Raw genomic sequence first — 25,887 nt, 5'->3', positions numbered from 1 at the left:
CCTTTAGCCATTGGGATGGGTCGGGGTTTTCCTTTGTGCAAATAATTTGCTATTTTGTACGCCATGTTCAACAAAATAAGAAGTGCGATGATTGCGGTTGCCGGAGCGGCAGTTTTATGCCAGGCCCAAACCTCTTGCCCGCACTTTTTGTTGGAAAACCCGATGGTCGTGAACATAGAAGGCTTTTTCATTAACGAAAAGCTGTCCCGAGTGTCGCTCGATGTCGAATGGAGACACCATCCCGAAGCGCTCGACACCTTCTTTGTGAACCAGCCTGACCGCCCGCCGTTCAACTTTATTACCGCCGGCGAATACCGTTACATGGAATTCCCGAATATAAAGGTCAAAAGGCAGCTGGGCACGCACCATTTGAAAGAACATATCGGCGAAACACCCCTGAAACTTGACGACATGGAACTTTTGGCCAACGGGCAGTTCCTGTGCCGAGATTCGACAATCCAGAAGCCGAACATCCTTTCGACAGCATTCTCAATGGCCTGGTGGAGCCTTGTCGCAGACAGCCTTCCGCACCCGACAAAGGTGGCCATGAACGGAGTGCATCACGAAAAGCGAATCTTCACGATTCGCCAGTGGCGCAATTATTCTGGAGAAATGCTCCCGACTTTGGTGAAAGTCGAAAATGAAAGATATAGCGGCGAACTATGGATTCGTTCAGCCTACACCGTACAGGCATTGCAGGCCGACCCGCTCAAGAACAGCGTAGAAGGCAAGCCGAAACCGCCACTGCCGGATTTATTTAGAAAAATTCCTGTGAAAGGGGAAAGAAAAATACCCCTGATACTCAAGCTGAACCAAGAACTGCTGCGCGAGTGATCCATCGTAGAAGCGCTTTTCGGTGCGATTCCAACCGCCCACTTCCAAGATTAAATTCTGTAAGCAGTTGTCCCAGAAGAAATGGACACCGAGCATAGCCTTGCCATAACCAAGGGATTCTTTCTGAACCGTATTCTTTTCGCGCAAGAAACCGGTCTTGTAATAATTCGATTCAAACAACGCCGCAAAATGATCGTTTATGGGAATACGTCCGTAAGTATCGAGAACTAGCACAAAATCGCGGCTGAACACGGGAATGTTGCGGCGATAGTCGTAGCTTTTACCCTCGAAATCGGTACTGATATCCGAAAAGATGTAGTGGAACTTAGCACCAATAATGGAGCCTCTCGGGAAAGAATAACTAACGCTCAACGCCATATCAAGCGACTGGGTATAGTCATAGGCGGCATCATCTTCGTAAATATTGTCTACAACATAGTCGGCGTTCCAGGTTTCTGCAATGCGACCCTCGCCTACCACTTCGGCGGTGACCATTTCCAAATTCGAGCGCAGATAGATGTAGCTTTCATAGACGACATTCAATTCAAATTGCGGATTGGTCTTGAACGGGCGAAGGCCAATTCCAGCAAGATAGCCCGCGTAAAACGGGGATATTTCAATAGCGCCATCCATGCGCAGGTATGTCGGCAAGCGCCCTAGGCGTTCACCGTAAGCAAGTTCACTGAGCGGTTCCAACCAGGAATAATGGAGCATGGACGTTGCCTGCGGAAGCCACTGTCCCCACACAAACGGCGTATTGCCCATGATACTCCAAGAAAGGTTTGGCCCATAGCGGAAACCAAAATTCGCATTTTCATTGAAACCATCAGCAAAAGACGCGATGTTACAAGTAAAAAAAATTATAGAAAAGGCCAATAATTTCTTAAAATAAGTCATTTCGGAATAAAATTTAAAATAATTTCCCCATTTGCGCCATAAATTCTTATTTTGTAGGCATTAATTTATAGGAGTCACAATGAAACTCTCTCATATTTGCTTGCTTGGCGTGAGCGCCCTGATGTTCTGGGCCTGTGCCAACCGCTATTCCTCCCCCATTCTGATCGAACGCGGTGAAGGTCGTAACGAATACGAACGCGAATACTTTGCCGTTAAGGAAAGCATGGGTATCGACAAGCGCCTGAAAGACGTGTTCAAGCAGGGCTATATCGAAGAAGGCATGACCAACGACATGGTGAACCTCTTGTGGGGACCTCCTGACCACGAAAAGACCACCGAAAAGCAGAGCATTTGGGAATACTACACCCGCGAAGGCGAACTCATTACCCGCCTCTTTTGGAAGCACCCCGACCAGGCTCGTTTGAAGGGCTACGAAGAAGAATGGATTCTGGAAAAGATCGAAGGCGACCGCTACGGTGGATCCCCGGCTCCGACCTCCAAGCATTCCTCCAACTACTAATTTAAGTGGAGATTCCCGCTTTTACGGGAATGACATAAGCAATTTATGCGAAAAGATACGCCCTCGGACTACCGGGGGCGGTCTTTTTTTACTAAATTTAGGCGCGTTAAATTTTAAACCTCTCAAGGAGTTAATTATGCGTCAGTATATCATCGCTGGTAACTGGAAGATGAACAAGACCGTTAGCGAATCCATTCAGCTCGCTAAGGATATCGTGGAAGCCGTCAAGGACGTGAAGAAGACCGAAGTGGTCATCGCCCCGACTTACCTCGCCGCCGCTAAGGTCGCCGACGTCATCAAGGGTTCCAACGTGAAGCTCGCCATCCAGGACATTCACTGGAAGGACCAGGGCGCATACACTGGTAAGGTTTCTGTGGACATGGTCAAGGAAATCGGTGCTGAATACATCATCATCGGTCACTCCGAACAGCGTCAGTACTTCCACGAAACCGAAGAAACTGTGAACCTCAAGGTCAAGAAGACCCTCGAAGCCGGTCTGAAGCCGATCATCTGCATTGGCGAAACCCTCGACCAGCGTAACGGTGGCATCCTGAAGGAAGTCCTCGGCCTCCAGATCAAGGGCGCTTTCAAGGACGTTTCTGCTGAAGACGCCGCCAAGTGCGTTCTCGCTTACGAACCGGTTTGGGCAATCGGTACCGGCGTTACCGCTACCGACGAACAGGCTCAGGACACCCAGGCCTACGCTCGTTCCGTTGTGAAGGAAATTTACGGCGAAGCTGTTGCTGAAGGCATGCGCATTCAGTACGGTGGTTCCATGAAGGGTGCAAACGCTGCCGGCCTCCTCGCTCAGAAGGATATCGACGGTGGTTTGATCGGTGGTGCAGGCCTCAAGGCTAACACCTTCAAGGAAATCATCGACGCAGCTGAAGCTCGCTAATTAAAACTTAAAACCAAGGTAAAACGACTATGACAACACTCTTTTGGATTGGTATCGTTCTGCACGTGTTCCTGTGCCTCTTCCTCATGTTGCTCGTTCTGGTTCAGAACGACAAGATGGGCGGTCTCGCAGGTCTCGGTGGCATGACTTCCCAGTCTGCTTTCTCTACCGCAGGTGCCGCGACCTTCATCCAGAAGTTGACCCGCGTCGTGGCCGTGATCTTCTTTATCGTCGTGTTCGCCCTCGGCCTGATTACTGCTAAGCAGGACCAGGCTGTCGAAGAATCTTCGATGCAGAAGGCTACCCGCGAAAACGCTGCTCAGCAGCAAGCCCCGGCTCCGGCACTTCCGGCTGACTTTGCAGCACCTGCTGCTCCGGCTACCGAAGCTCCGGCCGCTCCTGCAGCTGAATAAGGATTTGTTTGGCGAAGCTTAGGCTCGCCAACAGCCTGCGGTCGTGGTGGAATTGGTAGACACGCTAGCTTGAGGTGCTAGTGGGAGCGATCCCATGACAGTTCAAGTCTGTCCGACCGCATTACGAAGTCCGCCCTTGTGGCGGACTTTTTCGCTAGGCAAAAATGTTAGATTTCTTGGCATGAAGTGTTTTCTGACAATTATTTGTTTTGTACTGAGCTCTTGCTTTTGCTGGGATATTGCAGAAATCAAATGTATCGACAGAGAAGAATATGAATTCTAATCTTATAGCCCCCGTAGGTGTTTTAGGTTTTGGCGTCGAAGGCCAGAGCACGTTTAATTACCTTGTACGTAGCGGTATCAAAGATATCGTGGTCATGGACAAGAATCCGGTGAACCTGCCGGAAGTACCCGCCGGCGTGAACGTAAAGGTTTGCAGCGGAGAAAACTACATGGACGGTCTTAAGGACTGCGTGACCGTGGTGCGTTCCGCAGGCGTTTACCCGATGAGCCCCGCTCTGTTCAAGTTCCAAATGAACGGCGGCCTGATGACAAGCCAGATTCAGTTATTTTTAGAACAAACTAAATCCAAGAAGGTTGTAGGCGTTACGGGTACGCTCGGCAAGGGCTCTACCGTGAGCATGATTAGCCATATTCTGACCAAGTGCGGCGTAAACAACGAGATTGGCGGCAACTTCGGTGTGCCGGCGCTTGATTTATTGAAGAACGAGACGGCAGACCGAGTGAGCATTCTGGAACTTTCAAGTTTTCAGTTGATGACATTGTCCTTGTCGCCGGACGTAGCTGTGGTGCTGCGCGTGTCGACCGAACACTTGGATTGGCACCAGAGCGTCGAAGAATATCGCGATGCGAAGGCTAACTTGGTTCGCTGGCAAAAGCGTGACGGAGCATGCGTGTACTTGAAGGACGCTGCTCCGACGGCAAAGATTGCAAGCGAAAGCCCGGCTAAGACAAAGTACGCCGTGAGTCTGAACGATGACGGAGATGCAGTGATTGAAGGCGCCACGCTCACGATTGACGGCACAAAGCTTTATCTGTCGGACTGCAAGGTACGCGGCATTTACCAGCTCGAAAATATGGCAGCGGCGACCCTCGCTTGCAAGGCCTTGGGAATCAAGGTGGCAGACGCGTTCGAAGCCCTGAAGAGCTACGAAACACTCCCCTTCCGTATGGAATTCAAGGGCGAAAAGAATGGCATCGAATTCTACAACGACAGCTACGCCACCCGCCCCGACGCGACGATCGCCGCGACCGCAAGCATGAAGCGCCCCTTCGCGCTGATTCTCGGAGGCTCCGAAAAGAATGCAGACTTTACCGAACTCTCGCAGATTCTGGTGAATGAACGCCCGAACCTCAAGCGCATCGCGCTCATCGGCGCCACAGCGCAGCGCATGCTGGACTCCTTGCAGCAGGCCGGGCTCAAAATCACCGCAAACATCTTCCCCACTCTGGAAGAAGCATTTGCAGACAGCTTGCAGATCGGCGAGGGCGGCACCGTTATCATGAGCCCCGCCTGCGCAAGCTTCGGACTGTTCAAGAACTACAAAGTCCGCGGCCAAGTGTTTGACAAGCTCGTCGCAGATTTGTAATTCGGACAAACATGTTCCTCTTCAGACCGCAAGAGGAGATCCCGTCCCCGTTCCGAGGACCATATCCTCTGTGTGGCTCGGCACTTTAGTGCCGCTACCAATTTATTATGACAACACAGCCACCGATGTAACTTGGCTTCATAATACTCCGAACTTTGTTCGGTTAGTATTATGCCAAGGTACTCTAAGCAGCAAAGCTGCAAGTGGCTATTGTCATCTACGTGCGGGAAGACAATATGAAGAAACAGTCTTTTATTAGACTGCTTTTCTTGTAGCGAGATAAATAATAAAGAGAAACAATAACGAACCGTGTAGATAATAAAGCGTCGGCCAACGTAAAGGAGGGTGCAGGGAGGGAACCGTGCGGCCTTCGCAACTCCGAGCTGGGTTCCCTCCCGCATATAAAAAAAGAACTTGTTTTCTTAAAAGAATTTTTTTTGATTTTTTTGAAAAAAATTCATCCTTACCCCTTTACAAGCGGAACGAATTAAACTAAATTTGGGCTGTTCCGCTAAGGACCACGCGGTCGTGGTGGAATTGGTAGACACGCTAGCTTGAGGTGCTAGTGGGAGCGATCCCATGACAGTTCAAGTCTGTCCGACCGCAGAAGAAAGACTCAGTGAAAACTGAGTCTTTTTTCGTTTTATACACCACAACTTTTGAGCCGAACAGTCTCTATACAAAAAATCCTCCCGGCACCGAAGTGCCAGGAAGACTGTTGGAGGTGTATGTAAGCTTGCCGTGAATTACTTAGTCGTATTCACCATGAAAGTCTTGCCGCCCTTTGCCTGCTTGAGCATGTAGACACCCTTGGCAAAGCCAGCAGCGCTGAGAGCCTTCGAAGCATCCATGCGGGACAGGTCAACCGTACCGACCTTCACGCCGGTGAGGCTGAACACGTTGTAGGTCTTTTCAATCTTGTTCTGGAGCTTGACAGCGGTAATAGCAGTCGTATTTTCCGGAGCATCCTTACCCGCCACAAAGTTGAAGTAGTCGATATCGAACCAATCGCCCGTCACTTCGAAGCGGAGGATATGTTCGCCTGCGGGGAGCGTCAGGTTAGCCTTCACCTTGGTAAAGTCATCCCAGCTAGAACCAGAGACCGGAACTTCAGCCACTTCATCGCCATCGATAGAGAGCTTGAAGCCTGCAGTCGAATTGTCAGTGGCAACAGAAGCGTACATGGTGTAATCACCAGCTTCCTTCACGTTCACGGTGTATTCGAGCCATTCGCCAGCCTGGTTGTAACCCACCACTACGCCGGTTTCTTTTTCGTAAAGGTCAACGCCGGTGCCTTTGCGCAATTCGCTATCACCATGGTTGTCAGAATCGTTTTCGGCATAGGAATCGTTGCCTGCGCCATAACCCGGTTCGTCGAAGTTTTCGGCTTCAATCTTGCCCGGAATATCCCAAGCCTTGCCGCCGAAAGCAGTCTGCGGTTCAGGTTCACGCTTGGTGCCCTGGAATTCCCATTCCAGAAGACCCATGGTGGAATCCTTAGAACCCTTGAACACGAAGAAGAGTTCATCGACAACACCAGAAAGGCCGCTCATTTCGCAATCGTTATCAACATAAGAGTTCCAATTGCCGGTCTTAGCGAGTTCGCAGGTACCAGCGAGCGTACCACTCACAGAACCCTTATGGATTTCAACCTTGTTGCCATCGCCCACGTTGGCGGCCTTGATGCGAAGGTTCTGGGCTCCATTACCGAAATCAACGCCAGAAACGCGAATCCAGGATTCCTTGGTAGCAAGCGGAGTCAGCACATGTACAACGGGCTTACCCTTGGTCCAGTCGGTACGGCTGCGCACATTGCGCTGCTTGGAACTGGTGAGAGCCTTGTAGGTATTATAGGGGTCAAAATTCTTGATTTGCTTGGGACCTTCACGGGTAAAGGTCAGCTTGTTCATCCTGTCTCCACTCCAGGTGAGTTCATCAATGGACACGCTTCTGTGGTTTTCCTTGTTCGGGCTATTAGTGCATTGGCCCGACTGGGTGCAGGAACCCGGATGTTCATCCGCAGTCACCAAGCGGCGGTCATGGTACACGGCGTACCACTTGCCCTGGAATTCAGCAAAGCCCTGGTGGTTGTTGCCGCCCTCGTTATGAGCATCGGGCACAGCACTGATTCCGGGGATAACCGTACCAACGAACGTGTAAGGGCCCGTAATCTTGTCAGCCATGCCGTAATCGATCACCTGAGGAGGCGTATTGAAACTCAAGTAGTACTTACTCCCCTTCTTGTGGATATAGGGAGCTTCGAAGGAATTCTGAGCACTGACGCGCGTCAGGGAATTCTTGTCGATGGTAATCTTGCCATTGTTTTCGGTAAACTTGATGATGTCCAGGTTGTTGCCATAGGGGCGCTGACCGTTTTCGCCACCGCCGAAAATCACGTAACCCGTGCCGTCATCTTCAATGAAAATTCCCGGATCGAAACAGTGTGCAATGCCGTCGCAGCCACCAATCACGCTGGAGCCATAGGATGCAGCAATGTAGTTCACGCCATGGGTTTCCTTGACGGGGTCGGTATAAGGGCCGTCGATGCTTGTCGCAGTAAGCATACCCACGCCGCTAGCGCCGTTGGGGTAAACGATGTAGATTCTACCCTTATGGACAGCGATACCAGAAGCCCAAGTATTGTTGGGGTAATCCCCAAATTCGCGCTTGGAGCGGAAAACCATGCCGTGGTCGGTCCAGTTTTTCATGTCCTTGGACGTAAATGCATTAAGGCCCACGATATCGTAGTCGTAATTCTTCTGGGGACTGTAGTCATCCACATCGGTCAAGATGTAGAAGGTACTATCGTCGGCTGCAGCCGAAGGGTCTGCCAGGTAATGGTAAGTTGAAATCGGGTTGTCGGCATAAGCCATTGTAGCCGCTAACCCAAAAGCGGCTGCACCCAAAGAGCGCACCCAGGGGTTCGTTTTAAAAAAACTTAACATATAATCACTCCATGCGGGAGTCCACACACGCGGACCCATCCAAAGGTAAAATTACCCCTTTTTTGCGTAAAAATCCGTTTATTATCAATATTGCTATGGATAAATTGACAATAGCCCTCTATAGGAAAAAACGCCTGATTTTTCTATATTAGCGAACCAATGAACCGTTTTGAACTTCTAAAGACCTCCAAAAAGTCAAAAGCGCGTCTTGGCGTTGTCCACACTGATCATGGAGACGTGACGACCCCCATTTTTATGCCCGTGGGCACCGAAGCGACCGTAAAAGCGGTCACTCCAGCGCAGCTTAAGGACATCAAGGCCGAAATTATCCTTGCAAACACCTACCATTTGTACCTGCGCCCGACCACCCCGCGCATTGCAAAAGCAGGCGGAATTCACAAATTTATGGCCTGGGACGGCCCGGTTCTTACCGATAGCGGTGGATTTCAGGTCTGGAGTTTGAAGGATTTGCGCAAAATTACGCCCGAAGGCGTGGAATTTAGAAGCATTTTAGACGGTTCCAAGCACTTTTTTAGCCCAGCAAGCGTCATGAATGCCCAGCGCGAAATCGGCGCGGACATCATTATGGCCCTCGACGAGTGCACTCCGTACCCGAGTACCGCTAAAGAGGCCGAACATAGCCTGAATTATACCCTGAAATGGACCGCCGAGGCCATGCAATGGCTTAAGGAACACCCGCCCATTCACGGTTACGACCAGCAATTCTTCGGAATTATTCAGGGCGGCATGCACAAAAACCTGCGCAAGCAGGCTATCGAGCGCATTGCAGAGCTCGGCCCCGACGGCTTTGCCATGGGAGGCCTTTCTGTAGGCGAACCGACCGAGACCATGTACGAAATTGCCGACTTCTGCACCGACATTTTGCCGCAGGACCATGCCCGCTACGTGATGGGTGTGGGCACGCCGTGGAACTTGCTCGAGCTCATTGAGCGCGGCGTAGACATGTGCGACTGCGTGATGCCGACCCGTAATGCCCGAAATGGCATGCTGTTTACCAGCGAAGGCGTGTTGCGTTACAAGGCTGCCCGCCATGCCGAAGAATTCGACAAGCCGGTCGACCCGAATTGCGACTGCTACTGCTGCCGTAACTTTAGCCGAGCGTACTTACGCCACCTGCACCACGCAGGCGAATCGCTCGGATTCACGCTGGCAAGCATTCACAACCTGCATTTCTATTTGCACTTGATGCGCGAAGCCAAGCAGCACATCGCCGACGACACCTTCGAGGAATGGAAGAAGGAAAAGTGCGAAATTCTGCAGCGCGATTTGCAGTAATTTCAGGCAAAAAAAGCTGATGCTGAACTATATTCAGCATGACAAAAACCCCGGTTAAAACCGGGGTTTTTGTTAAAAGAGGATTCCCGGCGCTAGGCCGGGGATAAATCTTAGCGGATGCTGATGCGAGCAGTCTTGGCAATGCCAGCAGACTTCACGCGGACAACATAGTTACCGCGGTTCATGCCCTGGAAGGACACCTGATGATTACCGGCGGCACTTTCGACGCGGTTCATCACCATGTTACCCTGCATGTCGAACACCTGGATGCGAGCAGCGCCAGTGGTCACCACGTTCAGCATATCGCCGTTCACAGTGAGCTTGAGGTCGCTTGCAGCCTTGCGAGACACGCGGACACCTGCGGCAGAAGAGACGCACTTCAGGTCATCCACATAGAGGTAGTTGAGTTCCGGCTGGAATTCGTCAGAGTAACCGAGAGCACCGATGACTTCCCAGGAGATTTTCTTGACGTTAGCCCAGTTGAAGTCAACCTTAGTTTCAGTCCAGCTCGGCTGCTTGAATTCGGCCTGAGCGAAGGTAATCGTGGTCCATTCAGCAGCTGTTTCAACCCTACGGTTATGGAAGGCGAAGTCAGTCACCTGACCGTCCTGAAGCTTGATGGTATGACCGTTACCCTTATAGCGGTAGCTGATAGCCGGGCAGTTGGTCAGGTCAACACCCTTAGAGGTGTCAGCGTTCAGGTTAACACCAAGAGCAACGAACGGATCGTACGAGAGCGTACCGTCTTTCCAAGAAATTCCTTCGAGGCCAACAAAGCCCTTCGTGCCGTTAGTAGCATCCTTGGTACCCGGGAACACAACGACATAACCCGGAAGAGCCGGATCATAGGTGTTGGTAATTGCAGACTGTCCACCGCCTTCAACGTCGGTGTAAGCGTACCAAGTACCAGTGGTATTGAGAACTTCATCAACGTCTTCAACGTCATCAATAACCAGAAGGTCAGTAATCACCGGAGCAACAGAAGAAGAAGACAGAGTCGGAGTGCCGCTGGAGCTGGACTTGCCACCCTTGCTGCTGGAGCTAGACTTGCCACCGACAGAAGAGGAAGAAGACTTCGGAGTATCGCCAGCACCACCGCTAATGGCGGAAATGGACATGCCATCGCAACGTACGTCATCCACATAGAGGTAATCGAGAGACGGCTGGTTCTGAGCATCCGGGACATTCAGCACACCCTTGACTTCCCAAGCGAGGCGCATGACCTTGTCGAGGCCCTTGTCCTTGAGGTTGAAGTGCTTGTCGTTATCGCCCCAGTCTTCCTGGTTGAACTGATCCCAAGTGAGTTCCACTTCCTTCCATTCTTCGGAAGCGTCCTTGTTCACGTGGTGGAAGTTCCAGTTGGTCACGAGAGAGGTTTCGAGACGGAAGTTGTGGCTAGCGCCCTTGAACTTGTAGCTGATGGACTTGCAGGACTTCATGTTGAACACGGTGGTGTCCTTCGTGAGGTTCAAGCCGAGGTCAGCATACGGAGCGTATTCGTAGGTACCTCTAGCAAGCTTGATACCCTTCATACCAACCATGTACTTAGAGGTGTTCTTGCCACCATCGGACGGAAGGAGAACGTCATAGACTTCCTTGCCGAAGTCATTTTCCCACTTGGCATTGGTCAAGGTAGACTTACCAACACCATTGGTGCCGCTTTCGCCAGCATCAGTCCATGCAGACCAGAAACCACCAGTATAAGCATAATGGTCATTATCTTCCACGTCATCGATCAAATCGGTCTTTGCGCCGTTAGCAACACCGGTAGAGAAGCCGGAGTTACCAGAGCTGCTACCGTTCTGGAGGCCGCAATCCTTGTAAGACTTGCCCTTGTTCATCCAGCCCTTAACCATGTTACCGGAGGTGGAGTAAGAAAGGCCGTTATCAAGGTTAATCTTGTTAAATGCTGCAGAACCTTCGTTCACAGCAGAAGCGGACCAGTTTGCCCAAGAAATCTTGTTCTGATCCATCCAGGAAATCCACTTTTCGCTTTCACCCTGGTTGGCACCGCCGTTACCATCGGCAGAAACGGTACCCCATTCCGTTGCAAACACCGGAACGCCCTTGCTCATGGCACTTGCTGCAGACTGAGCCTTGTCACCGTTAGCAGGGTGGGTGGCTGCGTAGAAGTGAAGCGTACAGCCGTAGTTTTTATCGCTAAAGGAGCCAGCACATTCAGCAGGATTACTGGACCAACCTGTACTACCGATAAGAATCAGGTTGTCAGAGTGCTTACGAATGGCAGAAATAACCCTATCAGCATGGCTCTTGACTTCGCTCCAGCCACCGGTGGGTTCGTTCCAGACTTCGAAAATCACGTTGTTGTATTCACCGTAGGTTTCTGCGGCATAGTCAAAGAACTTGACAGCATCATCGGTATAGCCCGTAGAGCTTTCGATGTGCCAGTCGATAATCACGTAAATGTCGTTTTCAATGGCAGCGTTCACCACGTTCTTGAGGTAAGCCTTCTGCAGGTCTTCACCGCCAGTGATATAGCCACGACCCTTGTCAAAGCTGTTGCTCACACCCATAGCAAAGCGGAGCACTTCGATGCCCATGTCCTTCACCATGAGGTTCACTGCTTTTTCCGTGTAGAAAGCAGTTGCACTATCAGCAGCGGAACTCCAGAAAAGGCTCATGCCCTTCACCTGGACGGCTTCATTTGCATACTGCGGGCAAGAACCCGAAAGTTTACTGCCATTTGCTTTAAGTTCACCGTAAGTGCTTACAGGACCCACCCTGCTCGCACTGATTGCCATGGCGGACACCGCAGCCATGGCCATGATTGAAAGAATCTTTTTCATTCTTCGTGGCCCTTTTTGGTTTATGTGTAGACCAATCCCTTATAAGTCCCAAAGAAAAAATAGTAAAGCAATGCGTAATTTCCTTGTAATATTTTTTATAACAAAAAATGAGCCCAATAAGCGCCGTTTCCTTAAACATCTTTTTACAAAAGAAAGTCCCACCCGAAGGCCGGACTTTCTCCATTGTAAAATTTCAAACACCTCGATTTTACAATTACTCTACAGACTTGCCCTTTTCAACAGCGTCGGCAAGGGACATGCCTGTAAATTCCTGAGCACTGAACCAGCGGCCACTCTTCTTGTCGTCGAGCAAGACAGACACCATGGAACCCGGAATCACGGTTTCGGGAGCGTTAGGAGCATTCGGGCCACCGAGATCGGTGCGTAACCAACCCGGATCCATCACGTTCATCATGACATCGGTACCGTTCAACTTGCAGGCAAAATCCTTGACAAATTTTGTCAAAGCAGCCTTGGCGCAGGCATACGCCATGAGTTCAGGTTCGTTCGCAATGCCGCTTGTGGTAAGCTGCATACGGCCAAAACCACGCTTGATCATGCCCGGCAAGAAGTGATAGGCAATCTTGATCGGAGCAAGGAAGTTCACGGCGAGAGCCTGGTGGAAGTCTTCCATGGTATTGGTCAGATAATCGGTAAAGTAATGACTCATGAGGCCCGCGTTATTGAACACGATATCGACCTGCACGCCCCAAGAATCAATTTCAGAGAGGGCTGCGTCGATTTCACAAGCGACTTCGAGGTTGCAACCCACTGCACGGCATTCGACACCGTACTTCTTGATTTCGGCCATCACCGGTTCGGCGTGAGTCTTGTCGCGGCCCTGCAGAATAATGTTGGCGCCAAGTTTTGCCATTTCGATAGCAGTAAGGCGGCCTACCCCACGGCAACCACCCGTAATCAAGGCCCATTTGCCCTTAACGTCGATCATAAGTCATCCTTTTTAATGTTTAACGAGGGGTTACCCCACCCTCTCGGTTTATGGATATAAAGATAAACTTCAACGGTACAAAAAGCACCGTTTTTTTCAAGAAATCTGTATACAAGAGTAAATACACTCGATTACTAACGTAAAACAAGCGCTTTTTTATTGTGCCACACGGATTCGAATTTGCTAACGCAAATCAGAGTCAAGCAGAGAAATGCTAAATTTGTTCCAAAAATTTAAAGGATGTGAAAAATGAAAAGCTCTAGAGACAACTGGGGTTCGAAGCTGGGTGTGATTCTCGCGGTCGCGGGTTCCGCCGTCGGACTCGGCAACTTTTTGCGTTTTCCGGTACAGGCAGCCACAAACGGTGGCGGCGCATTCATCATTCCGTACCTCATTGCCTTCTTACTTTTGGGCATTCCCCTTTCTTGGATGGAATGGACGCTTGGCCGCGCTGCCGGTAACAAGCACCATGGTACCGCCCCGGGCGGATTCCACTATATTCTGAATAAGAAGCCCTGGGCCAAGCACCTGGGTTCGCTCGGGCTCTTGCCCCCGCTGTTCATCAGCTTCTACTATATCTTTATCCAGTCCTGGATTTTGGCGTTCACCTACTACTCTGCCACAGGCAAACTGATGGAAGTGGTCGCCGGCGGTTACGAGCCCATGAAGGAATTCTTCGGCAACTACATTATGCTGAACACCAAAGTCGGCCCTGTTCCTGCCGCCATCCTCTTCTTCTTGATTACGTTCGCCTGCAACATGGGACTCCTGTCGTTCGGCGTGCGCAAGGGCATCGAACGCGTGAACAAGATTACCATGCCGATTCTTTTGATCATGGGCATTATCCTCGTGGTGCGCGTGCTTACCATTAGCGATATCGGTAAGGGCCTTGCCTTCGTGTGGAACCCGAACCTTTCTGAAATTCTTAACCCCGCCGTTTGGCTTGCCGCCTCCGGCCAGGTATTCTTTACCATGAGCCTCGGTATGGGCATTGTCTTCTGCTACGCAAGCTACCTGAAGCCCAAGGAAGACCTGGTGCTTTCGTCCTTGACCGCAAGCGCCACCAACGGCTTTGCCGAAATTATCCTCGGCGGAACGATTGTGATTCCGATGGCCGTGCTCATTGCCGGCAACAATATTGAAGAATGCGCGAAGCTCGGCACCTTCGGCCTCGGTTTCCAGACCATGCCGTTCGTGTTCGGCCAGCTACCCTTTGGCGGATTCTTCCAGACGCTTTGGTTTGCGATGCTCTTTATCGCAGGCGTCACCAGCGCCATTTCGATTATCCAGCCGCTGATCAGTTTTTGCGAAGACGACCTGAAGTTTAGCCGCAAGGGCTCCATTACCGCTACCGGTACCGTGACCTTCTTGGGAGGCCTTGTGGGTATTTTCGGCCTTGCCGCAGGCGCGGTCGACGAGCTCGACTTCTGGGGCGGAAGCTTCTTGCTGGTGGTTCTCGGCACGATTCAGGCATTCATCTTCTCGTTTGTGCTCGGTCGCCGCAAGTCCGACGTGATTGGCGAAGACGGCAAGCCGGAATGCGAAGCTTTCGCATTGATGAACGACGGCGCCGCATTGAAACTCCCCCGATTCTTTAGGCCGATCATTATGTACGTGTGCCCGATTTACCTGGCAGTCGTGCTGGTCGCCTGGATAATTCACGATGGCATGGGCGTGCTCTTGTTAAGCAACGTTCCGGCCGATGCCAAGGTGACGTTCCTCGGTAGCGAATTCTCGCAGATTGGCTTTACTTGGGGCGTTCGCGGATTCCTGCTCGCCCTCGTGGTGCTTTTGAACATTGCCATCTACTACGCCTGGAAGGAGAACGGCCCGGCCAGAAAGACAACCGTTCTCCACAAGCAGAACATGACTGTCGGCGATTCCGACAACGAGGAGGCATAACATGGAATTTTCTACGAGCGGCCTGATTTTTATGACCCTTTCGTGGGCAGGCATTATCGGAATGTGCACCTTCTGTTTTTACAAGGTGTTCAAGAAAAAATAGACGAAAGAACGGACCTTCGGTCCTACAGACTAGAGACGAAAGACTACGATGAAACTTACAAAGTACCAGAGTTCCATAGCCTATTTAATTTTTGTTTTTTGTAGCATTTTTGTGCAAATGGGCTTGTTTGTTCATTTCCAGCGGTGGCTTTCGTTCTCGTTCGAGGGGTCTGCCTTCTGGTGGCGCAGCATGCTGTTGCAGGTAGCCATTTTTGCACCGAGCATCTTTATGCTCCCGGCAGCGAGCTACTTTGCGGGCCGATTCCACAAGGGCCGCGTCATGGCGTGGTCTTCGGTGGGCATGCTCGCCTCGGTAATCGCAATCGTGGTTTGCTATGTGGCAGGCGCAGAATGGGTTGCCTACGGGCTTCTCGGTCTGTACGGAATTTTCCTTGCAGTACTCAGCCCGGCTAAGCTCGGCATCATGAAAGAAATGGTCGAAAGCGAAGATTTGGTCAAGATCAACTCTTGGTACATGGCCCTTTCGGTTCTCGGCACCGCTGCCGCAGCCTTCTTTGCCATGGGACTTTCGGGCAGACCCGATTCTCCGGTAAGCATTGATTTAACGCTCTGGATTTATCTTGGCTTAAGCGTCGTGACAACGATTGCGGGATTTTGCATCAAGGTCGGCGAAACCCATGACAGCCTCAAGATGCGCTCCCCCATGCGCAACTTCTCGGCCACCTGGAGCCACCCGATTGTACGCCTTTCAATTCTCGGTCTTGCCGCCTTCTGGGGCGTGACTCAGATTTTCTTGATTTTGATTCAGAACATGGCCGACATGCTCAGCACCGCGGTGATTCCGGTTTCCATGTTCATCGTGACCGCCGGCTACGTGGTTGGCGCCTTCTCTGCGAGCAAGGCATCCAAGGGTTTTGTGGAAACGGGCCTCATTCCGTTCTCTGCTGTAGCCTCCGCCATTACCATGTTCGCGCTCCCGCTGGTACAAAACGGTTGGATTCAAGCGGCCTTATACGGCGTGATTGGTTGGTGCGCCGGTTCCGCCTTCGTGATTCTGCGTACCGTGATTCAAAGCTTTACGCGTCCGGATACCGCAGGCCGTATTCACGCTGTGGCAAACGCAATCCAGATGGCTTTGCTCGTGCTGATTATGGGCGGTCAGACTCTGCTCTTGATCTTTACGCCGATTACGCTTGATTACTGCTTCATGATTTTGGCAGTGATTCTTGCTCTCTGCTTTATCGCAAACCTCAAGAACAACCCGATGGCCCTTTTGCGCGCTACACTCCGCTTTGCATTCTTCTTTGTATTCCGCTACAAAGTGAAGGTGATGGGCGTGCAGAACATTCCTGAATCGGGCCCGGTTCTTTTGGTGGGTCCGCACTTCAGCTTTATTGACTGGGCAGTGCTTCAGATTGCAAGCCCGAGACCGCTCCGTATTGCAAGCAACCGCAACACTTTTGCCGATTGGTACCAGCGTTGGTTCTTCCACGGGAACTTCCTGATTAGCATTAACCGCCGCGATCCGGCGCCCGCTATGGAAGAAATCCACAAGGCTCTTTTGAACGGTGAAGCCGTCGTGATTTTCCCGGAAGGCGAAGTATCGAAGACTCCGTTCGTGTCGACCTTCTCGTTGGACTATTCCAAGGCAATTGAAGGCACCGAAGCTCCGATTATTCCGTTCTACATTCAAGGTCTTTGGGGCAGCCGTTACAGCCACGCCAGCGAAAGCGTGAATCGCCCGCAGTCCTTTAACCGCATCATTAGCGTCGGTTTCTCGAAGCCGCTGCCTACTAACGCAACCGAAAAAGAAATCCGCCACGACCTGGAACTTTTGGATACCGACATTTGGAACATTGCCATGGACCATTCCGCCTCCATTGTTCCGCTGTGGTTCAAGGCCATGCGCAAGCGTCGTAGCCGTATGATTTTGATTGACCCCGCCGGTAACCATGTGAACGGTTACGGAATGATTCGCTTGTGCCACTACCTCGGTAAAGTAATCAAGTCTGTCACCAAGAACGACAAGAATGTGGGCTTCATGATGCCCACCAGCCGCGACGCCGCACTCGGTATCATGTCCATTCTCGGCGTCGGCAAGACGACGGTGAACCTGAACTATTCTGCTCCGGTGGATACGATTCTCGGATGCATTGAAAAGGCCGACCTTTCTACCGTAGTGACGACTCGCCCCTTCTTCGACAAACTTTGCGGCAAGAACCCGGCCTTCAGCCAGATTGCCGGCAAATGCCAGATGATTTATCTGGATGAAGAAGAAGCCAAGATGTCGACGGTTTGCCGTTTTGTTTCGGCATTCATTATCCGTGCATGCCCGGCAGCCATTTTGCGCCGTCTGTGGTTTACCTCGGCCAAGCTCGATGACGATGCCGTGATTCTGTTCAGCTCGGGTTCCGAAGGCACGCCGAAGGGTGTTGAACTCACCCACAAGAACGTGATTTCCAACGCCCAGCAAGGCGACCACATTATCAAGCTGCGTCGTACCGACGTGATGACCACCTTGCTCCCGCTGTTCCATTCCTTCGGCTTCACCATGACCTTCATGATGCCGCTGTTGGATGGCGTGCCCATGGTGCTCTGCCCGGATCCGACGGACATCAAGACGCTCGCCCGCGTGTGCGCCCAGTATAAGACAACCATTATGATGGGTACGCCTACGTTCCTGCGCGCTATCGCCATTAACCGCTGGGTCCACCCGATGTGCTTGGATTCTCTGCGCTATATCATTGCCGGTGCTGAAAAGCTCCGCCCCGAAATGCGCGAAACCTTCAAGCTCAAGTTCGGTAAGGATGTTTACGAAGGCTACGGTTGTACGGAACTTACGCCGCTTGCCACCCTGAACGCCCCGAACGTGTTACTGGACGACTTCTTGACCATGGAAAAGTGCAGCGACAATTCCAGCATCGGGATGTCCGTGCCGGGAGCCATTTGCGCCATCATCGATCCGGAAACCAACGAGTTCTTGCCCAATGGCGAAGAAGGCATGTTGGTGGTGACCGGTCCGCAGGTGATGAAGGGATACCTGAAAGACAAGGAAAAGACCGACGCTGTGGTCATCAACATCAATGGCCGTCGCTGGTACAAGACGGGCGACAAATGCAAACTCACTCCGGACGGATTCGTACAGATTCTCGGCCGTTACAGCCGCTTTGCCAAGCTCGGTGGCGAAATGATTTCGTTGACGGCAGTGGAACTACGCATTGCAGAATCCAAGGTCATGGAAGATTGCGAATTCGCCGTTACAGCCGTGCCGGATTCCGCCAAGGGCGAAAAGATCGTGCTCCTGGTCAAGGGCAACGTGAACGCCGAAGACGTTTCTCGCAACCTCCGCAAGGCAGGCATTCCACCGCTCATGCAACCGGGTGCGGTATTTGTCGTAGACAACATTCCGAAGCTGGGTTCCGGCAAGTGGGACTTCAACGGAATGAAGAAAATGGCCCTGGAGCTTGTCGAAAAGAAAGCCTAGCCCCATATAACGCAGCTCTTACACGGCAATTTGTATACACCATACAAATTGCTGTTCTTTTTTTTAGATAAAATTGTATATTATGGTTCATTGGAGAAGAACGCCAAGGAGAAAAAATGGATCAGATTGTTAAAAAGGTTCAAGAATTAGGACTTACACTTCCCAAATGTCCGGCACCTCTTGCCGCGTACATACCAGCCACCCGCAATGGCGACACTATTTATGTTTCGGGCCAACTGCCCTCGATTAACGGAGACTTTTCAGCTTTCTGTGGCTCTGTTCCGACCGAAGTTTCTGTTGAAAAGGCCGCCGAAGGCGCCGCAATTTGCCTCATGAACAATGTTGCAGCCGCCCTCACGCAACTCGAAGAAGGCGAAACCCTTAGACTCGTGCAGATGCAAGGCTTTGTGCAGTCTGCCGAAGGATTCCACGAACAGCCCGCCGTACTGAACGGCGCCAGCGAACTTGCCGTGAAGATTTTTGGCGAAAACGGAAAGCATGCCCGTACGGCAGTAGGCGTATCGAATTTGCCCAAGAATGTGGCAGTCGAAATCAGCTGCACCTTCCAAGTTTTAAAGGCTGAAGCCAAGTTCAACGGCCGTTACGGCTGGATTGAAGGCTAAAAAAATCGTTTTTTCATAAAAAGCACCCTTTTCAAGACTCTTTCGGCCTCCGAAAGGGTCTTTTTATTTAGACTTTACCACAAAAACGCACGATTTACTTTATTCAAAATTCAAATTTAACCAAACTTGCATCAAAAACACACAGATTTTCACAGTCAAAAGCAAAAGACTTCTCAAAAATACACCTAAAATAGGCAAACTTTTTAGAATGCACAGCACAAAATTTTACAACTTTTCAAAAAATCTTAAAAATTTTTAGATATTTTAGAGTAAATCTCTTGCCACTAGGGGGTATTCGTTCTATATTTCAGCCATATTTTTAAAACAAGAACCTAATTTAGATAGGAAAAGTTATGGCAAATTCTCCATTAAGTGGCGCAGAGGTGATTATTGAATGCCTCAAGCGCGAAGGAATTGATACCATTTTCGGTTATCCCGGTGGATCGGCCATCCCGATGTTCGATGCCATTCTGGATTCCAATATTAAAGTAGTGTTGACCCGCCACGAACAGGGTGCTACCCACATGGCCGACGGTTACGCTCGCCAGACCGGCAAGGTCGGCGTTGCTCTCGTCACTTCTGGTCCGGGCGCCACCAACACCTTTACCGGTATCTACACCGCCCTTATGGATTCTAGCCCGATTGTGGTTCTTGCCGCTCAGACGACTACTCCGAACTTGGGTAAGGACGCCTTCCAGGAATGCGATACCAGCGGTATGACTTTTGCAGCCGTGAAGCATTCTTACTTGGTGAAGGATTCCAACGATTTGCCGCGCATTATGAAGGAAGCCTTCCACATTGCACGCAGCGGCCGTCCGGGCCCCGTGCTTATTGACTTGCCGAAGGATGTGACTGCAGGCCCCTGCACCGCTCCGTTCACCGACAAGATGGACCTTCCGGGTTACAAGATCCCGAGCTACGCTTCTACGGAAAGCATCGAAAAGGCTGCTGAATACTTGAAGAAGTCCAAGAAGCCGCTCTTGCTCGTGGGCCACGGCGCTATGATTTCTGGCGCTAGCCGCCAGGTGAAGGAACTCGCCGAAAAGCTGAACGCCCCGGTGTGCTGCACCTTGCTCGGCCTTGGCACCTTCCCGACCGACCATGAACTTTCTCTCGGTATGCTCGGCATGCACGGCACCGTGTACGCCAACAAGGCCGTTCTCGATTGCGACTTGATTCTTTCGATCGGTAGCCGCTGGGACGACCGTATTACCGGTAAGCTTGACGTTTTCTGTAAGGACGCCATCAAGATGCACATCGATATCGACCCTGCCGAAGAAGGCAAGGTGTTGCAGCCGGATGTGTTCATGTGCGGCGATGCAAAGCTCGTTTTGGAACAGCTCTTGCCGCTGGTGGGTAAGCTCGACACCGCCGAATGGGTGAAGACTTGCCAGTCTTGGAAGAAGCGTTTCCCGCTGACCTACCCGAAGCAGGGCGGTCTGCGTATGCAGCATGTGATTCAGACGGTGAGCGACCTCACTCAGGGCAAGGCCATCGTCACGACCGACGTGGGCCAGCACCAGATGTGGGTGGCACAGTTCTTCCACACCAATTATCCGCGCCAGCTCCACTCCAGTGGCGGCGCAGGCACCATGGGCTTTGGCCTTCCGTCTTGCATTGGCGCCGCTTTCGGCAACGAAACCGGTTGGCCGGTGGTGACCTTCTGCGGTGACGGTGGTTTCCAGATGACCGAAGCAGAACTTGCAACGGCCGCCATCCACAAGCTCCCTATCAAGATTTTCGTGATGGATAACAAGTACCTGGGCATGGTGCGCCAGTGGCAGGACATGTTCTACGACAAGCGTTACAGCTGCGTGGACATGAAGGGCAACCCCGACTTCGTAAAGCTCGCTGAAGCTTACGGCATTCTGGGGCTCCGTATCAAGCGCAGCGCCGACGCCGAACGCGTGATTCAGAAGGCTTTGGAATACAACGAAGGCCCGGTGCTCATCCACTGCGAATGCGAAAAGGAAGACAACGTGTTCCCGATGATTCCGGCCGGTGCTCCGATTACGAGCATGATTACCGAACAGCCGAAGACTCAACTTGAAAAGCCCACGGGATCGACCTAAGGAGATAAGCCATGTTAAAGGATAAAGCACATTCTATTAGTTTGTTAGTTGCAAACCGCCCGGGCGTGCTCGTGCGCATCGCCCTCGTGTTCTCCCGCCGTGGTTACAACATCGATTCTCTGGTGGTCTCCCCCACGCTCGACCCGAACTTTAGCCGCATGAACATCATCGCTCACGGCAATCCCGAGATCTTGATGCAGATTATCAAGCAGCTCGAAAAGCTCGTGGACGTGGTGCAGGCCAAGGACCATACCGATACCGACGCCGTGGAAAAGGAACTCGCACTGATCAAGGTGCGTTGCACTCCGGACCAGCGTACCGAAATTCTGCAGCTTTGCGACCACTTCCACGCCAACACCGTGGACATGACCGCTACTTCGATGATCATCCAGATCACCGGAAACAGCCAGAAGGTCGACACGCTCAAGAGCCTGTTGCAGAAATTCGAAATCGTCGAATACATTCGCACGGGTAAGGTTATCATGTTGCGTGGTGAAGAGCAGACGTAGCGGGAAAAAAAAGACCGCTCGGCTTTCACGCCAAGATTTCAAGAAATCCGCCTCAAAAGGGCGGATTTTCTTGTATTTGGTCACAGGTTTTTGCAAAACAGCTTTTCTTATAGAAATCGGGGGCTAGTTTATATATATTTTGATTTGATGGAAGGAGTTCTGCTATGAAAATCGAGAAGAAAATCGTCAAAAACAGCGCGAAGCTCAGTTTGGCCGCCAAGAGCGCCATTGCCGCCTCGTTCGGCATTGCAGCCGTTGCATTGACCGCTTGTGAAGAAAGCGGCTCCGTCGCGGCTCCAGAGAGACCCGATCTTGAGAATCCCGACACCGGAGCACCCAAAACCGAGACTCCGAGCAGTTCGAGCGTTGTCGATATTCCTCTGAGTCATGAAGCTCTTAGCAGTTCAGCTGTCGAAGCACTTTCGTCTGCAGCAGAACCAGATTTTCCTCCTCAAGCAGGAGTCATTCCTCCAGACGATCTCTACCCAGAATCCAGCTCTTCTTCTGAAGCTAAGCCACTGAGCAGTTCATCTTACGATGAACCGTATCCGCCTCCTGAAGCAGGCGTTATCGAAGCTCCCGATGAAAGCGACTTCGAAAGCAGTTCTTCGAGCGAAGTGAACGCGCAAAGCAGTTCCGCCGAAGAACCGGTACCGCTCGCCGGCGATCCCATTGTAGAAGAAAGTTCTTCGAGCGAAGTAGAACAGCCCTCCAGTTCGTCCACCGGCCAGGAATGCCGCGAAGGAGACCCTTCCTGCATCAACATCCACATATGCACCGATCCTAAAAATCCAAAGTGCTTGATTACGAGCATGGTAACGACCTTCGAACAAGACGACATCATTACATGAACTTAGTTCTATGCCTTACGGAACAGTGCAACTTGCGCTGTTCCTATTGTTATTATAAGGACACGCAATCTGCCCGTCATAACGTGATGGACGACGAAACGCTCGAGCAAGCGATTCGCGTGGGGCTAGAACGCAGCCTGTTTTTCAAGCAAACTTATTTGAACATTACTTTTTTCGGTGGCGAACCGTTACTGCGCAAAGACGCCATTTTCAAAGGCGTGAACATCGCCAAGGCATTCCTTGCCGAAGCCATAGACAAAGGCGAAGCTCCCAGCAACTTTAAGCTCAACTTTGCCGTCAACACGAACGGCACGCTTTTTGACGATTCTTTCTTTGATTTTTGCGAACGCGAACATTTCCGCATTTACCTTTCGCTGGACGGCCCGGAACATCACCACAACATAGCACGCCGTACCGTAAATAACGGCGGCAGTTTCAAGGACATCGAGAAACACATCCCGCGATTCGTAAAGCTAGGTGCAGTCGCCTTAAGCACAGTGACGCGCGCCCACATCGAGACCCTTGCCGAAAGCGTCAAGTGGTTGCACGAGCAAGGATTCAGAAGCCTTACTACAAGCGTCGACTTTGACGGCAAATGGACCGGCGAAGATTTTGACAGGCTTGCCTTACAATACCAGAAGATGGCGTTGTACTGGAAGGAATGCCGCGAAAAAGGCGACAAGATGTTCCTGGGCACGATTCAAGACAAAATAAAGCTGTACCTTTCAAATTTGCGATACAGGCAATATTCTTGCCACGTATACAACGGCGCCATTGGCGTTGCAACCAACGGCAATATGTTCCCGTGCACGAGGTTCATTACCTCGAACGAGAACCCTCCTTACTTACAAGGTAACGTCTTTACCGGATTCGACGAAGACGCATGCGAACAAATTAAGCAGTTCTTGGACAACGACAAAAAAGAATGCGAAGGTTGCGACATACGCTACCGCTGCTGCGCACATGAATGCGCCTGTACTTCTTTTTACAGCACCGGTTCTATCGAAGGCGTATCGCCTGAAGTCTGCACGCACGAAAGAATGCTTGCACAAATCTGCGACAACTTAATGATTAAAAACTTGGATTAGAAGCCGAGAACGGCTTCGGAAATTTCGTTAGCTTCGTCGGAATAATCGTCGGCGTAATCTGGATTAAATTCGCCCCAGCCATCGCTGACTCCGCAACCGACACCAACATCTAACGACGACCACTTGAATGCGGCAAATACACGCTCAAAGCGTTCCATAAGATCAGCAAAGAAGTCTTCGGGGAGTTCATCTTCGATGAGTACGGAACCATCCATTGCCAAGAGTTCGCCTTCGGGCAATTCTTCGAAGCGGCATTCGTACTCGTCCATCATCACGTCGTCTACCGAGTACCAATCGCCACTATCTTCGCTGGGCAGATCCATTTCGGGATACTGCTCCATCAGGGCATCATATACGGCGGAAAGTTCGTCGGTCGTTCCAACGAAACGCATCAGTATTCGACAGTTCATAGAATCTCCATTCTTTAAGCAAATATAGCCGTTTTTGCGCAAAAAACAGAAATTTGGCCACAAAAGGAGTCCCAAACGCCACCAAAACGGCAAAATGGAACTTTTTGTACCATGCAACAAATTCAAATCACACAAAAAATGCAAAAATAATAAAATAATAAGAAAAATTTCAGTTAACCTCTTGTCACACCCCCCAAATTTTTATATCTTATACAATAGAACTCTTTGTTCTCCTCCTAACCCCCAAAAAACTAGTCCGGCTCTGCTGGGCTAGTTTTTTTATGCAAAAAAGCCGAAATTCGCCCATTTTACTAAATTTTAAGGTACTATGAAAAAGTCAGTACCTATTACGCTGCTCACCGGCTACCTCGGAGCCGGAAAAACCACCCTTCTCAATTTTGTTCTCAACAACCAGCAAGGTTACCATGTCGCCGTGATCGTGAACGACATCGGCGAAGTGAACATTGACCAGACGCTCATCGAAAAGGGCGGAAACATCACTAAAGAAGATTCCGGAAAGGTTGTTCCGCTGTCGAACGGCTGCATTTGCTGCTCCCTGAAGACCGACCTTTTGGAACAAATTGCCGAACTGTTGGAAATGAACAAGTTCGACTATATTCTGATTGAAGCGAGCGGTATTTGCGAACCGATTCCTATCGCACAGACCATTTGCATGGCCGGCGCCCAGTTGCAGAGCCGCGACGGTCGCCCGCTCCCCTGCCATCTGGACAACATCGTGTCTGTGGTTGACGTAGCACGCCTTGCCGACGAATTCGCCGGCGGACAGAAACTGCTCGACAAGGATCTCGAAGAAGAAGACATCGCCAACCTACTAATTCAGCAGATTGAATTCTGCAACACCATCGTGATGAACAAGGTTGATAGTTTGTCTAAAACCGACCTTGAACACGTGAAAGCCGTGGTTCGCGCCTTGCAGCCTGAAGCCAAGATGATCGAGACGAATTACGGCAAGGTCGAAATGAAGGATATCTTGGACACCAAGCAGTTCGATTTCGAAAAGGTCGGCAACTCCGCCGCTTGGGCCAAGGAACTCATGAAGGAAACGTCTCCCGAAGACGAAGATGATGACCACGACGAACATGAACATCACCACCATCATGACCATGATGATGACGATGACCATGACGAACACGAACATCATCACCATGACCATGATGAACACGACCACGATCATGAAGACCATAGCCACTGCGACCATGAACACGGCGTGTGCCATTGCGGCCACCACCACGACAAGGACCATCCGCATGGTGACGAATACGGCATCAGTACGTTCGTGTACGAACGCCGCCGTCCGCTGATTCGCGAACGCTTCGAAGTGTTGCTCGACGACTATCCGACCAGCATTATCCGCACCAAGGGTCTCGTGTGGTTCGAAGACGAACGCGATAACAGCTACCTGTTCGAACAGGCCGGCAAGCAGGCTTCTGCCCAGAATTTCGGACCTTGGTTCGCCAGCGAAAGCGAAGCCGAACAGAAGCGCATTCTGCGCGAAAATCCGGACCTGCTCAAGGTGTGGGACGAAAAGTACGGCGACCGTATTATTCGTCTTGTCTTCATTGGCCAGCACATGGACAAGAAGAAGATTATCGCCGCAATGGATTCTTGCTTGGGCGAGTAATCTACTAGAATAAATTAAATTCAAGGCACCCCGATTTTATCGGGGTGTTTTTTATATTATATTTCACAAAAAAG

Annotated in this window: 19 protein-coding genes and 2 tRNA genes; 16 read left to right on the top strand and 5 right to left on the bottom strand. The window is 51.1% G+C overall.

The window, feature by feature from the left end:
* The first annotated feature begins 63 nt into the window (after positions 1 to 63).
* Positions 64 to 834 (top strand): hypothetical protein, encoded by a 771-nt coding sequence (locus QOL41_RS09760; RefSeq protein WP_283429603.1) that lies wholly within the window; start codon positions 64 to 66, stop codon positions 832 to 834.
* On the opposite strand, the gene QOL41_RS09755 is transcribed toward QOL41_RS09760, so the two are convergent.
* Entirely contained in the window at positions 754 to 1,599 is an 846-nt protein-coding gene (locus QOL41_RS09755) for a hypothetical protein (protein WP_283429602.1), read from the bottom strand. The genes QOL41_RS09760 and QOL41_RS09755 overlap by 81 nt on opposite strands.
* A 211-nt stretch (positions 1,600 to 1,810) precedes the next feature.
* Between QOL41_RS09755 and QOL41_RS09750 the strand changes: the two genes are divergently transcribed.
* The 6 genes from QOL41_RS09750 to QOL41_RS09725 all read left to right on the top strand — a co-directional run bounded on the left by QOL41_RS09750 (position 1,811) and on the right by QOL41_RS09725 (position 5,778).
* Positions 1,811 to 2,251 (top strand): hypothetical protein, encoded by a 441-nt coding sequence (locus QOL41_RS09750; RefSeq protein WP_088628739.1) that lies wholly within the window; start codon positions 1,811 to 1,813, stop codon positions 2,249 to 2,251.
* Between the two features lie 136 nt (positions 2,252 to 2,387).
* Entirely contained in the window at positions 2,388 to 3,149 is a 762-nt protein-coding gene (gene tpiA, locus QOL41_RS09745; RefSeq protein WP_073053882.1) for a triose-phosphate isomerase, read from the top strand.
* A gap of 29 nt (positions 3,150 to 3,178) precedes the next feature.
* Positions 3,179 to 3,562: a preprotein translocase subunit SecG gene (secG, locus tag QOL41_RS09740; protein WP_173652883.1), complete on the top strand. Its 384-nt coding sequence runs from the start codon at positions 3,179 to 3,181 to the stop codon at positions 3,560 to 3,562.
* A gap of 37 nt (positions 3,563 to 3,599) precedes the next feature.
* Positions 3,600 to 3,683 (top strand) — tRNA-Leu (locus QOL41_RS09735).
* Positions 3,684 to 3,834: 151 nt separating this feature from the next.
* Complete coding sequence (murD, locus tag QOL41_RS09730; RefSeq protein ID WP_283429601.1) at positions 3,835 to 5,172, top strand: UDP-N-acetylmuramoyl-L-alanine--D-glutamate ligase; 1,338 nt, start codon at positions 3,835 to 3,837, stop codon at positions 5,170 to 5,172.
* A 522-nt stretch (positions 5,173 to 5,694) separates the two neighbouring features.
* Positions 5,695 to 5,778, top strand: a tRNA-Leu gene (locus QOL41_RS09725).
* A 140-nt stretch (positions 5,779 to 5,918) separates the two neighbouring features.
* Here QOL41_RS09725 and QOL41_RS09720 read toward each other — a convergent pair.
* Positions 5,919 to 8,117 carry a carbohydrate-binding protein gene (locus QOL41_RS09720; protein ID WP_283429600.1) on the bottom strand — a complete coding sequence of 733 codons (2,199 nt, stop codon included), beginning with the start codon at positions 8,115 to 8,117 and terminating at the stop codon, positions 5,919 to 5,921.
* Positions 8,118 to 8,276: 159 nt separating this feature from the next.
* Here QOL41_RS09720 and tgt point away from each other — a divergent pair, with 159 nt between their 5' ends.
* Positions 8,277 to 9,413 (top strand): tRNA guanosine(34) transglycosylase Tgt, encoded by a 1,137-nt coding sequence (tgt, locus tag QOL41_RS09715; protein ID WP_163438496.1) that lies wholly within the window; start codon positions 8,277 to 8,279, stop codon positions 9,411 to 9,413.
* Positions 9,414 to 9,523: 110 nt separating this feature from the next.
* On the opposite strand, the gene QOL41_RS09710 is transcribed toward tgt, so the two are convergent.
* Positions 9,524 to 12,220 carry a cellulase family glycosylhydrolase gene (locus QOL41_RS09710; RefSeq protein ID WP_283429599.1) on the bottom strand — a complete coding sequence of 899 codons (2,697 nt, stop codon included), beginning with the start codon at positions 12,218 to 12,220 and terminating at the stop codon, positions 9,524 to 9,526.
* A 214-nt stretch (positions 12,221 to 12,434) separates the two neighbouring features.
* Positions 12,435 to 13,169, bottom strand: a complete 735-nt coding sequence (locus QOL41_RS09705; RefSeq protein ID WP_173652879.1) for an SDR family NAD(P)-dependent oxidoreductase — start codon at positions 13,167 to 13,169, stop codon at positions 12,435 to 12,437.
* Between the two features lie 249 nt (positions 13,170 to 13,418).
* On the opposite strand from QOL41_RS09705, the gene QOL41_RS09700 reads away from it, so the two are divergent.
* The 7 genes from QOL41_RS09700 to QOL41_RS09670 all read left to right on the top strand — a co-directional run bounded on the left by QOL41_RS09700 (position 13,419) and on the right by QOL41_RS09670 (position 23,761).
* On the top strand, positions 13,419 to 15,071 hold the full coding sequence (locus tag QOL41_RS09700) for an SLC5/6 family protein (protein WP_283429598.1): 1,653 nt from the start codon (positions 13,419 to 13,421) through the stop codon (positions 15,069 to 15,071).
* 220 nt (positions 15,072 to 15,291) lie between these two features.
* Positions 15,292 to 18,618 (top strand): MFS transporter, encoded by a 3,327-nt coding sequence (locus QOL41_RS09695; RefSeq protein WP_283429597.1) that lies wholly within the window; start codon positions 15,292 to 15,294, stop codon positions 18,616 to 18,618.
* A gap of 116 nt (positions 18,619 to 18,734) precedes the next feature.
* A complete protein-coding gene (locus QOL41_RS09690) occupies positions 18,735 to 19,241 on the top strand; it encodes a RidA family protein (RefSeq protein WP_283429596.1) in 507 nt (168 codons plus the stop codon).
* A gap of 353 nt (positions 19,242 to 19,594) precedes the next feature.
* Positions 19,595 to 21,313, top strand: coding sequence for a biosynthetic-type acetolactate synthase large subunit (gene ilvB / locus QOL41_RS09685; RefSeq protein WP_283429595.1), 1,719 nt, complete (start codon positions 19,595 to 19,597; stop codon positions 21,311 to 21,313).
* Positions 21,314 to 21,324: 11 nt separating this feature from the next.
* On the top strand, positions 21,325 to 21,822 hold the full coding sequence (gene ilvN, locus QOL41_RS09680) for an acetolactate synthase small subunit (protein WP_072799415.1): 498 nt from the start codon (positions 21,325 to 21,327) through the stop codon (positions 21,820 to 21,822).
* Positions 21,823 to 21,986: 164 nt separating this feature from the next.
* Positions 21,987 to 22,673, top strand: coding sequence for a hypothetical protein (locus QOL41_RS09675; RefSeq protein ID WP_283429594.1), 687 nt, complete (start codon positions 21,987 to 21,989; stop codon positions 22,671 to 22,673).
* Positions 22,670 to 23,761: a radical SAM protein gene (locus QOL41_RS09670; protein WP_283429593.1), complete on the top strand. Its 1,092-nt coding sequence runs from the start codon at positions 22,670 to 22,672 to the stop codon at positions 23,759 to 23,761. The genes QOL41_RS09675 and QOL41_RS09670 overlap by 4 nt, the downstream gene beginning before the upstream one ends.
* Here QOL41_RS09670 and QOL41_RS09665 read toward each other — a convergent pair.
* The gene (locus QOL41_RS09665; protein WP_072799409.1) at positions 23,758 to 24,171 is read right to left on the bottom strand and encodes a hypothetical protein; all 414 of its coding nucleotides are present in this window, start codon (positions 24,169 to 24,171) and stop codon (positions 23,758 to 23,760) included. The two genes, QOL41_RS09670 and QOL41_RS09665, sit on opposite strands and share 4 nt — an antisense overlap.
* Before the next feature lie 328 nt (positions 24,172 to 24,499).
* On the opposite strand from QOL41_RS09665, the gene QOL41_RS09660 reads away from it, so the two are divergent.
* On the top strand, positions 24,500 to 25,813 hold the full coding sequence (locus QOL41_RS09660; RefSeq protein WP_173652873.1) for a CobW family GTP-binding protein: 1,314 nt from the start codon (positions 24,500 to 24,502) through the stop codon (positions 25,811 to 25,813).
* Positions 25,814 to 25,887: the final 74 nt, after the last annotated feature.

Origin of the sequence: Fibrobacter sp. UWB10 (genome assembly GCF_900182935.1) — a bacterium.
In the GTDB taxonomy this organism is placed as follows: Bacteria; Fibrobacterota; Fibrobacteria; order Fibrobacterales; family Fibrobacteraceae; genus Fibrobacter; species Fibrobacter succinogenes_O.
This window is presented reverse-complemented; position numbering and strand designations above follow the sequence as displayed.

Excerpts from the sequence above, each read along its gene's own strand:
- QOL41_RS09695 (WP_283429597.1), top strand. The coding sequence starts at position 15,292 with ATGGGCTTGTTTGTTCATTTCCAGCGGTGGCTTTCGTTCTCGTTCGAG.
- tpiA (WP_073053882.1), top strand. The coding sequence starts at position 2,388 with ATGCGTCAGTATATCATCGCTGGTAACTGGAAGATGAACAAGACCGTT.
- QOL41_RS09760 (WP_283429603.1), top strand. The coding sequence starts at position 64 with ATGTTCAACAAAATAAGAAGTGCGATGATTGCGGTTGCCGGAGCGGCA.
- ilvN (WP_072799415.1), top strand. The coding sequence starts at position 21,325 with ATGTTAAAGGATAAAGCACATTCTATTAGTTTGTTAGTTGCAAACCGC.
- ilvB (WP_283429595.1), top strand. The coding sequence starts at position 19,595 with ATGGCAAATTCTCCATTAAGTGGCGCAGAGGTGATTATTGAATGCCTC.
- QOL41_RS09700 (WP_283429598.1), top strand. The coding sequence starts at position 13,419 with ATGAAAAGCTCTAGAGACAACTGGGGTTCGAAGCTGGGTGTGATTCTC.
- QOL41_RS09705 (WP_173652879.1), bottom strand. The coding sequence starts at position 13,169 with ATGATCGACGTTAAGGGCAAATGGGCCTTGATTACGGGTGGTTGCCGT.
- secG (WP_173652883.1), top strand. The coding sequence starts at position 3,179 with ATGACAACACTCTTTTGGATTGGTATCGTTCTGCACGTGTTCCTGTGC.
- QOL41_RS09665 (WP_072799409.1), bottom strand. The coding sequence starts at position 24,171 with ATGAACTGTCGAATACTGATGCGTTTCGTTGGAACGACCGACGAACTT.
- QOL41_RS09675 (WP_283429594.1), top strand. The coding sequence starts at position 21,987 with ATGAAAATCGAGAAGAAAATCGTCAAAAACAGCGCGAAGCTCAGTTTG.
- QOL41_RS09710 (WP_283429599.1), bottom strand. The coding sequence starts at position 12,220 with ATGAAAAAGATTCTTTCAATCATGGCCATGGCTGCGGTGTCCGCCATG.
- QOL41_RS09750 (WP_088628739.1), top strand. The coding sequence starts at position 1,811 with ATGAAACTCTCTCATATTTGCTTGCTTGGCGTGAGCGCCCTGATGTTC.
- QOL41_RS09755 (WP_283429602.1), bottom strand. The coding sequence starts at position 1,599 with ATGGGCAATACGCCGTTTGTGTGGGGACAGTGGCTTCCGCAGGCAACG.
- QOL41_RS09720 (WP_283429600.1), bottom strand. The coding sequence starts at position 8,117 with ATGTTAAGTTTTTTTAAAACGAACCCCTGGGTGCGCTCTTTGGGTGCA.
- QOL41_RS09690 (WP_283429596.1), top strand. The coding sequence starts at position 18,735 with ATGGATCAGATTGTTAAAAAGGTTCAAGAATTAGGACTTACACTTCCC.
- tgt (WP_163438496.1), top strand. The coding sequence starts at position 8,277 with ATGAACCGTTTTGAACTTCTAAAGACCTCCAAAAAGTCAAAAGCGCGT.
- QOL41_RS09660 (WP_173652873.1), top strand. The coding sequence starts at position 24,500 with ATGAAAAAGTCAGTACCTATTACGCTGCTCACCGGCTACCTCGGAGCC.
- murD (WP_283429601.1), top strand. The coding sequence starts at position 3,835 with ATGAATTCTAATCTTATAGCCCCCGTAGGTGTTTTAGGTTTTGGCGTC.
- QOL41_RS09670 (WP_283429593.1), top strand. The coding sequence starts at position 22,670 with ATGAACTTAGTTCTATGCCTTACGGAACAGTGCAACTTGCGCTGTTCC.